Source organism: Kitasatospora sp. NPDC056783 (genome assembly GCF_042789895.1).
In the GTDB taxonomy this organism is placed as follows: Bacteria; Actinomycetota; Actinomycetes; order Streptomycetales; family Streptomycetaceae; genus Kitasatospora.
The window spans coordinates 1-7,123 of sequence record NZ_JBHUAF010000427.1; the positions used below are offsets into that span (position 1 = coordinate 1).

General features: G+C 76.2%; 7 protein-coding genes and 1 tRNA gene. 6 read left to right on the forward strand and 2 right to left on the reverse strand.

All coding sequences use genetic code 11. The features are described 5' to 3' along the window. Positions 1-41: 41 nt before the first annotated feature. Complete coding sequence (locus tag ACFRMQ_RS35815) at positions 42-698, reverse strand: histidine phosphatase family protein (RefSeq protein WP_380734996.1); 657 nt, start codon at positions 696-698, stop codon at positions 42-44. A 199-nt stretch (positions 699-897) separates the two neighbouring features. On the opposite strand from ACFRMQ_RS35815, the gene ACFRMQ_RS35820 reads away from it, so the two are divergent. Genes ACFRMQ_RS35820 through ACFRMQ_RS35830 form a run of 3 tightly spaced genes read left to right on the forward strand, consistent with a single transcriptional unit; the run spans position 898 to position 5,202 of the window. Then, on the forward strand, positions 898-2,121 hold the full coding sequence (locus tag ACFRMQ_RS35820) for a hypothetical protein (RefSeq protein WP_380734998.1): 1,224 nt from the start codon (positions 898-900) through the stop codon (positions 2,119-2,121). A gap of 34 nt (positions 2,122-2,155) precedes the next feature. Then, positions 2,156-3,811 carry a hypothetical protein gene (locus tag ACFRMQ_RS35825; RefSeq protein WP_380734999.1) on the forward strand — a complete coding sequence of 552 codons (1,656 nt, stop codon included), beginning with the start codon at positions 2,156-2,158 and terminating at the stop codon, positions 3,809-3,811. A gap of 8 nt (positions 3,812-3,819) precedes the next feature. Then, the gene (locus ACFRMQ_RS35830; protein ID WP_380735000.1) at positions 3,820-5,202 is read left to right on the forward strand and encodes an AAA family ATPase; all 1,383 of its coding nucleotides are present in this window, start codon (positions 3,820-3,822) and stop codon (positions 5,200-5,202) included. 21 nt (positions 5,203-5,223) lie between these two features. Here the strand turns inward: ACFRMQ_RS35830 and ACFRMQ_RS35835 are convergent, their stop codons facing one another. Further along, positions 5,224-5,535: a hypothetical protein gene (locus ACFRMQ_RS35835; protein WP_380735001.1), complete on the reverse strand. Its 312-nt coding sequence runs from the start codon at positions 5,533-5,535 to the stop codon at positions 5,224-5,226. A 235-nt stretch (positions 5,536-5,770) separates the two neighbouring features. Between ACFRMQ_RS35835 and ACFRMQ_RS35840 the strand changes: the two genes are divergently transcribed. From ACFRMQ_RS35840 to ACFRMQ_RS35850, 3 genes are all read left to right on the forward strand, one after another. Next, positions 5,771-6,124: a hypothetical protein gene (locus tag ACFRMQ_RS35840; RefSeq protein ID WP_380701303.1), complete on the forward strand. Its 354-nt coding sequence runs from the start codon at positions 5,771-5,773 to the stop codon at positions 6,122-6,124. A gap of 206 nt (positions 6,125-6,330) precedes the next feature. Then, a complete protein-coding gene (locus tag ACFRMQ_RS35845; RefSeq protein ID WP_380735002.1) occupies positions 6,331-6,891 on the forward strand; it encodes a bifunctional DNA primase/polymerase in 561 nt (186 codons plus the stop codon). 68 nt (positions 6,892-6,959) lie between these two features. Then, positions 6,960-7,033: transfer RNA gene (locus ACFRMQ_RS35850), tRNA-Lys, on the forward strand. Positions 7,034-7,123 lie beyond the last annotated feature (90 nt).

Sequence of the window (7,123 nt, forward strand, 5' to 3'; positions counted from 1 at the left end):
CAGGAGGCCGGAGGCCGGAGGCCGGTACCCGGCGCCCGCGGTCAGTGCCCGGCGTTCAGCCCGTCCAGGTGGGACAGGTCGTTCCAGACCTCCACCGCCGGAGCGCCGTACTCCCAGGACAGCACGCAGAGCGCCGCGGTGCCGAGCTTGAACCGCTGGGCGTACTCGGGCGGCAGGCCGAGCCAGCGGGCGGTGAGGATGCGCAGCAGGTGGCCGTGCGCGAACAGGATGACGTCCCGGTCGGCGCAGTGCATCACGGTGGTGTCCGGATCCGGGACGCCGTGCTCCTCGTTGAGGCCGGCCAGGAACGCGTCCACCCGGGCGGCCGCCTCGGAGAGTTCCTCGCCACCGGGCACGCCGTCGCGCCAGATCAGCCAGCCGGGGTGGTCGGTGGCCCGGATGTCGGCGCCGGTGCGGCCCTCGTACCGGCCGTAGTCCCACTCCATCAGCTCGGGGCGCTCCACCGCGCGGTCGCCGAATCCGGCCAGCTCGCAGGTCTCCTTGGCCCGGCCGAGCGGGCTGGTGTAGACGAGCGCGTCCGGCAGCCCGTTCCAGGGGGCCTTGGCGAGGCGGGCGCCGAGGGCGCGGGCCATCGCGCGGCCCTCCTCGGTCAGCGGGATGTCGGTGCGGCCGGTGTGGCGGCCGGTGGCGGACCACTCGGTCTCGCCGTGGCGGACCAGCACGATTCGGGCGGGCATGGGGACTCCTCGCAAAGGGGGCGGCCAACGGTCGGTCTCACCATTGAGCACCGGGTTCCATGATCCCCCACCCGGGCGAGGGCCACGATCGCGGGCCGGTCCCCGGGCCTCGCGGTGTCCGGTTCGGGCCACCCGGTGCGGTGTCCGGCGGCCGTTGCGCACCGCGTTGTCGTACCCGGATGCGACACTGGGCCGCACCATGAACGTCTCGACGAACGTCCCGCCCGGCGGGCCCGCTGAGCCGCTCGCCCAGCGGCTCGCGGAGCTGCGCGGACCGGCCCCGCAGCGCAGTCTGAACGCCCGCTCCCTCGCCGCGCTCGCCGCCAACCCCGGCTGCCACCGGCGCGCCGTGCTCGACGCGGCCGGGGTGGACAAGGCCGCGCTGGCCGCCCGGCTCGGCCGCCCCGCCCCCTTCGGCCAGTCCCCCTTCGCCATCGCCCGCGGCGTGATCTTCGAGTCCCGGCTGAAGGCGGACGGCTACGCCGCGCTGCTGGAGCCGCTCCGCCACCACCTGGGCCTCCCGGTGGACGGCCACGCCCCGCTGCTGGTGCCGGACCTGCTGCACCGCTCCGGCCCGGCCGTACGAGCCGACCGGACGGCCGAGGCGCTGGCCCTGGCCGCCGCCGACCCGCGGGCCTGGACCCTGCTGGACCACCCGATGCTGCGCCTGGAGGTGGCCGGCAGCGCCGCCTACCTGGAGCCGGACGCGCTGGTGGTGCACGGCGGGCGGTGCACCGTGGTCGAGATCAAGTCCTTCCCGGTGCTGGACGGCAGCGCGGATCCGGCCAAGGTCGGCGCCGCCGCCCGGCAGGCCGCCGTGTACGTGCTGGCGCTCCAGCAGGCCGCCGCCACCGCGGCCGGACAGCCGATCGCCGAGGACCCGTACACCGACCAGCGGCTGCCGGGCAGCCCCCGCACCGACGTGCTGCTGGTCTGCCCGAAGGACTTCGGCAACCGGCCGACCGCGGTCGCCGTGGACGTCCGCCGCGAACTGGCCACCACCCGCCGCCAGCTGAGCCGGATGACCGGCATCGGCCGGCTGCTGGACGCGCTGCCGCCGGACGTCGTCTTCGACCTGGCCGCCGGCGAGGACGGCGCGCCGTCCCGGACCATCGAACAGCTGACCGCCTCGGTCGAGGCGGTGCCCGCCGCGTACAGCCCGGACTGCCTCTCCACCTGCGAACTCGGCTTCCACTGCCGCGCCCGGGCCCGCTGCGGCGACCGGGTCGAGCAGCTCGGCCGGGGCGTGCGCGGCGAGCTGGGCAGCATCCGTACGGTCACCGAGGCGCTGGCCGCGGCCGGTACCAAGGGCGAGGACCTCGACGGCGCGGACGACGCCGCCGAGCGCCTGGCCTACGCGGCCGCGCTGCGCGCCGAAGCCCTGACTGCGGGCGCCCTGCGCGCGGAAGGCCCTGTCACGTGAACGGGCGCGGCGAGACAACCGTCAAGAGGCGCGCATGAGTCTGCTCACCACCCTCGCCCGGCTGGAGGCCGTCCGCAGCGGCCGGGCCGAGCCGCTGGCCACCGTCCGGCACCGGCACCTGTCCGACCGCCCGATGGTGCTCGTCCCGCTGACGGCCGCCGGCGAGTCCGGCGCGCCGCTCGCCGTGATGCTCGGCACCGACCGGGACGCGCCCCGGCTGCACCTGGTGCCGCAGCCGCTCAACCGCACCCTGCGGTTCGACTTCCTGGCGGAGCTGGCCGCCGACCTGCTGCCCTACCTGGAGTCCTTCGCCGAGGACGTCGAACGGATCGAGGGCTCCGAGAAGGACCCGGAGACCGGCGAGAAGACCCAGGTGTTCCGCGAGCTGTGCGCGGACGCCCCGCAGCTGATCGTGCCCAACGGCGCGGGCGTGCACCACCTCGCGCTGATCGGCCGCTCGACCCGTTTCCGGCGCACCGCCGAGGACGAGGAGCCGGGCCCCTACCCGGCGCCGGTCCGGGTGCCGTTGCTCGGCCGCTGGCTCACCCACTTCACCGACCGCGCCCAGGTGCCCGGCTCCTCGCTGCTGCTGCCGATGACCGCCCTGCTGGCCCGCCACTGGGCGACCGGCCAGAGCCACCTGGAGGACCAGCACCTGGCGGCCCGGCTGGCCTGGCACCACCCGCCGGACGGCCTGTCCGGCGCCGAGGCGGCCGAGCTGGCCGAGTCGGAGCGGGACGACCGGGGCCAGCTGCGGCACCCGCCGGCCGGCCCGGCCACCGACCCCCGCTTCGACGAGGTCGTGCTCGCCCCGGCGATCACCCGCTACGACTCCGCCGTGGGCGCGTTGCGGCACAGCGCCGAGCAGCGCGACGAGGCCGCCGCCGAGCGCGCCCGGACGGCCGTGCGGGCCTCGGTGGAGGGGCTGGAGCAGGCGCTGACGACCGTCCTGCTGCCCACCTGGCGGGACGTCTGGCGGGGCCTGGACCTGCTGCGCGCCCTGCCGCCGGCCGCTCATCTGGAGGAGCGCTGGACCGGCGACCGCTGGTCCTACACCGGCCACCGGGACCGGCTGGCGGCCGGCGAGCCCCCGCAGCCCCGGCAGGACGACGCCGTCACCGCCGCCCGCAAGCTCGCCCAGCGCGAGCGCGAGCAGGCCCGTCTCGACGTCCAGGAGGCGCTGGACGACCCGCTGGCGATGGCCGAACACCGGCTGGCCGGCGAGGCGTTCAGCGGCGTGGTGACGGAGGTGGTGCCGGACTGGGACACCACCGGCCGCTCCCCCAAGCCCCGCCCGCTGGTCACCCTGCGCACCGCCGACCGCCCGCACGCGGACCTCGGCCGGGAGGCGTACAGGGTGTGGGGGTCCCCCCGGCCGGTGGGGGCACCGCCCGGCCGCCAGGCCGGGGGCGCCGGAGGAGGGCCGTCCGCCCAGAAGGCCGCGATCGTCGCGGTGGACACCGCCGAGGGCACCCTCACCCTGCGGATGCTCTCCGGCATGGGCCGCCGGAAGGAGCCGGAGCCGGGCAGTCTGCCCGAGCCCGGCGACACGGTCACCTTCACCCTGTTCGAGCTGACCGTCCGCCAGTCCGCGCCGCTGCCCGAGCCGGACGACACCCCGTGGACCCACGGCGGTCCGCCCGGCGCCGCGCCCGTACCCGCCGCGACCGTCTCCGAGGAATGGGAGTGAGCCGCCCGATGGCCCCCGATCAGACCCCGGGCGACCGGACCCCGGGCGAGCAGGCCCCCGGCGCGGCCGCCGACGCCGCGGTGGCCCGGATCCTCGCGGCCACCGTCCGCCCGCCGGCCGGCGCCCCGCGCGGCGTGGTGGTGGACTCCCCGCCCGGCGCCGGGAAGTCGACGCTCGTGGTGCGGGCCGCGCGCGAGCTGGTCGAGGCCGGCGAGCGGCTGATGATCGTCGCCCAGACCAACGGCCAGGTGGACGACCTGGTCGGCCGACTGGCCGAGAAGGCGCCGGAGCTGACGATCGGCCGGCTGCACGCCGCGGACGCCAGGCCCGGCCCGGAGGTGCTGAAGCACGCCAACGTCACGCCCTCCGACAAGGTCGCCGACCTGGTCGAGCAGGACGTGGTGATCTCCACCTCGGCCAAGTGGCAGTGGGTGCGGGCCGAGGCCCCGTGGCGGCACGCGATCGTCGACGAGGCGTACCAGATGCGCTCGGACGCCCTGCTCGCGGTGGCCCGGCTGTTCGAGCGGGCACTGTTCGTCGGCGACCCGGGCCAGCTGGACCCGTTCACGGTGGTCGGCACCGAGCAGTGGGCCGGCCTCTCGTACGATCCGTCCGCCAGCGCGGTGGTCACCATGCTCGCGCACAACCCGGAGATCGAGCCGCACCGGCTGCCGGTCTCCTGGCGGCTGCCCGCCAGCGCCGCGCCGCTGATCTCCCGGGCCTTCTACCCGTACACCCCGTTCCGCTCCGGCACCGGCCCGGACGACCGCCGACTGACCTCCTCCGTGCGGCCCGACGGCTCGGCCCTGGACGCGGTGATCGACCGGGCCGCCGAACACGGCTGGGCCCTGCTGGAGCTGCCCGCCCGGCACACCGTGCGGACCGATCCGCAGGCCGTGGCCGCCGTCGCGGCCACCGTCCGACGGCTGCTGGAGCGCGGGCTGACGGCCCACTCCGAGCAGGGCGAGACCCCGCTCGCCCCGGACCGGATCGCCGTCGGCACGGCCCACCGGGACCAGGCGGCGGCCGTGCGCGCGGCGCTGCTCAAGGCGGGGGTGCCGGTGGACGGCGCGGCCGGTCCGGCCGTCACGGTGGACACCGCCAACCGGCTGCAGGGCCGCGAGTACGACGTCACCGTGGTGCTGCACCCGCTCTCCGGGCGCCCCGACGCGACGGCCTTCCACCTGGAGACCGGCCGGCTCTGCGTGCTCGCCTCCCGGCACCGGCACGCCTGCATCGTGGTGGCCCGGGCCGGGATCGCCGAGCTGCTGGACGAGCACCCGTCGACCGAGCCGGTGCAGCTGGGCGTCCCGGTGGCCTTCCCGGACGGCTGGGAGGCCAACCACCAGGTGCTGCACCATCTGAGCGGCCACCGGGTCCGCCTGCGTTAGCCCGCGTCGGGCCCCGGCCGCTCACTCGGTCTCGCAGACGGCGTAGGCCACGACGGACCCGTGGGAGGCCCTCGCCCCCCACGTGGTCGCGTCCGTGGACGGCCCGTCGTAGACCAGCCGGTCGGCGTCGCCGTCCGGTGTCCACTGGTACCCGCCGCCCGTCAGGTGGGTGCCGGTCGGGCAGGTCGCCAGCGAGAAGCCGCCGGGCTTGCTCGGCTGCCCCTCCACCACCGTCGCCGTCTCGGCGGCGGCCGCCGGCACCGCCGGGGCCAGGCCGAGGAGGACGGGGACGGCCAGCAGGGCGCCGGCGGAGAGGGTCTTTCGCACACGCATGGGATCTCCCGGTTCCGCGGACGGTCGGTACGACCGGACGTCCTGCCAACCGGTTCGCATGCGATCAGGTCACCCGGCGCGTGAGTCACCGGCCCAGCGCGCGCCGAGGGAATAGCGCTCGCGTGCGCACCGTTCCGCTACGGGCCCCCGCCGCGAGACAATGGACGGCGGCCACGACCGGGCGGCCCGGCCCGGAGCAGATCCCTTCCCATCCGAGACCCGGAGGTGTCCGTCCATGCCCGACTCCCCAGAGTCGTCCGAGCCCACCAGGCGCCTGCGTCCGGTTCAGCTGCTGTTCGAGCCGCAGTCCGCCGAACCCGAGCCGGAACGATTCTTCGACCTGGAGTCGATCGAGGACCCGGCGGAGCTGCTGCGCCGCTCCACGGAACTGGCCCTGGCCTTCCGGGCCGCCGCCGAGCGGGCCACGGACTTCCAGGCCGTCGCCGCCGCGCAGCTCGCCGATCCGCGCCGCTTCGACGCGCTCTCGGACGCCGAGGTCGCGCAGCGCGCGGACTGGACCGCGGACTACGCCGCCAAGATGATCGAGTACGGCCGCACCCTGCTCCAGCCGCGCCGCCACGAGGACTGACCCTTCCGCGCCCGGCGGCACGGGCACGGGCACGGGCACGGGCCACCGGCATATGCGCGGCGGGGGAGGGTACGCGGTTCCCCGCCGCGCTGTCCGCGGAACCGCGCTTTCCGTCCCGTCGGCGGCGCGCGCCGCGCAGGCTGCTCTCCGTGGAGACCTGGACGCAACAGTCGGTGACGCAGCAGTCGGTGACGTACCCCTCGGTGATGTACCCGTCGGTGGTGCAGCCCTCGGTGGAGCACGTCGGCCCGGCCGGGGAGGCCTGGCTCGCCTCCGCCAGCGAGTACCCGCGGAGCATGCGCGCCCTGTGGGAGAGCCGCCCCTGGGCGCCCTCGGTGCTGCCCTGCGGGCGCGCCTTCGACGTGATCAGCATGCCGTCGCTGTTCGGCCGCCGGGTGCTGGACGAGCTGTGGGCGTCCGGGCCCGGCAGCGGGCCGGTCGCGAGCCACCGGGGACGGGTCCTGCTGTTCGTCCAGCCGGGCTCGGCGCCCCGGCTGCGCCGGCTGCTGGCCTGGGAGGAGTGGGCCCGGGACGTGCCGCCGCTGCTCTGCCACGGCAAGGGGGACGCGGTGACCGTGCCGCCCCTCCAGCGGATGGTGAACAGCCCGGACTCCCCCGGGCAGGGCGCCGGGCGGTGGATCGTCGCCCCTGAACGGCGGGATCCCCGGTTGCCGGGCGCCGCGGTGGTGCTGTGGGCCTGCGTGCGGGCGGCGCGCGAGCCGGGCGCTCCGGTTCCGGCCGGGGCGGCCGTCGTGACCAGGGGGTGAACGGGGGGCGACCGGTATTCGATTTTGGCTCGGCCGCCGGGCGCTGCTAGAGTCTTCCCTGTCAGCAGGCGCCGCTAGCTCAGTTGGTTAGAGCAGCTGACTCTTAATCAGCGGGTCCGGGGTTCGAGTCCCTGGCGGCGCACAGACAGCCGGAAGGCCCCTTGCGAGAGCGAGGGGCCTTCCGGTGTTTTCCGTGTCCCCTGCTCCCCTGCTCCCCCGTTCCCGCGTTCGC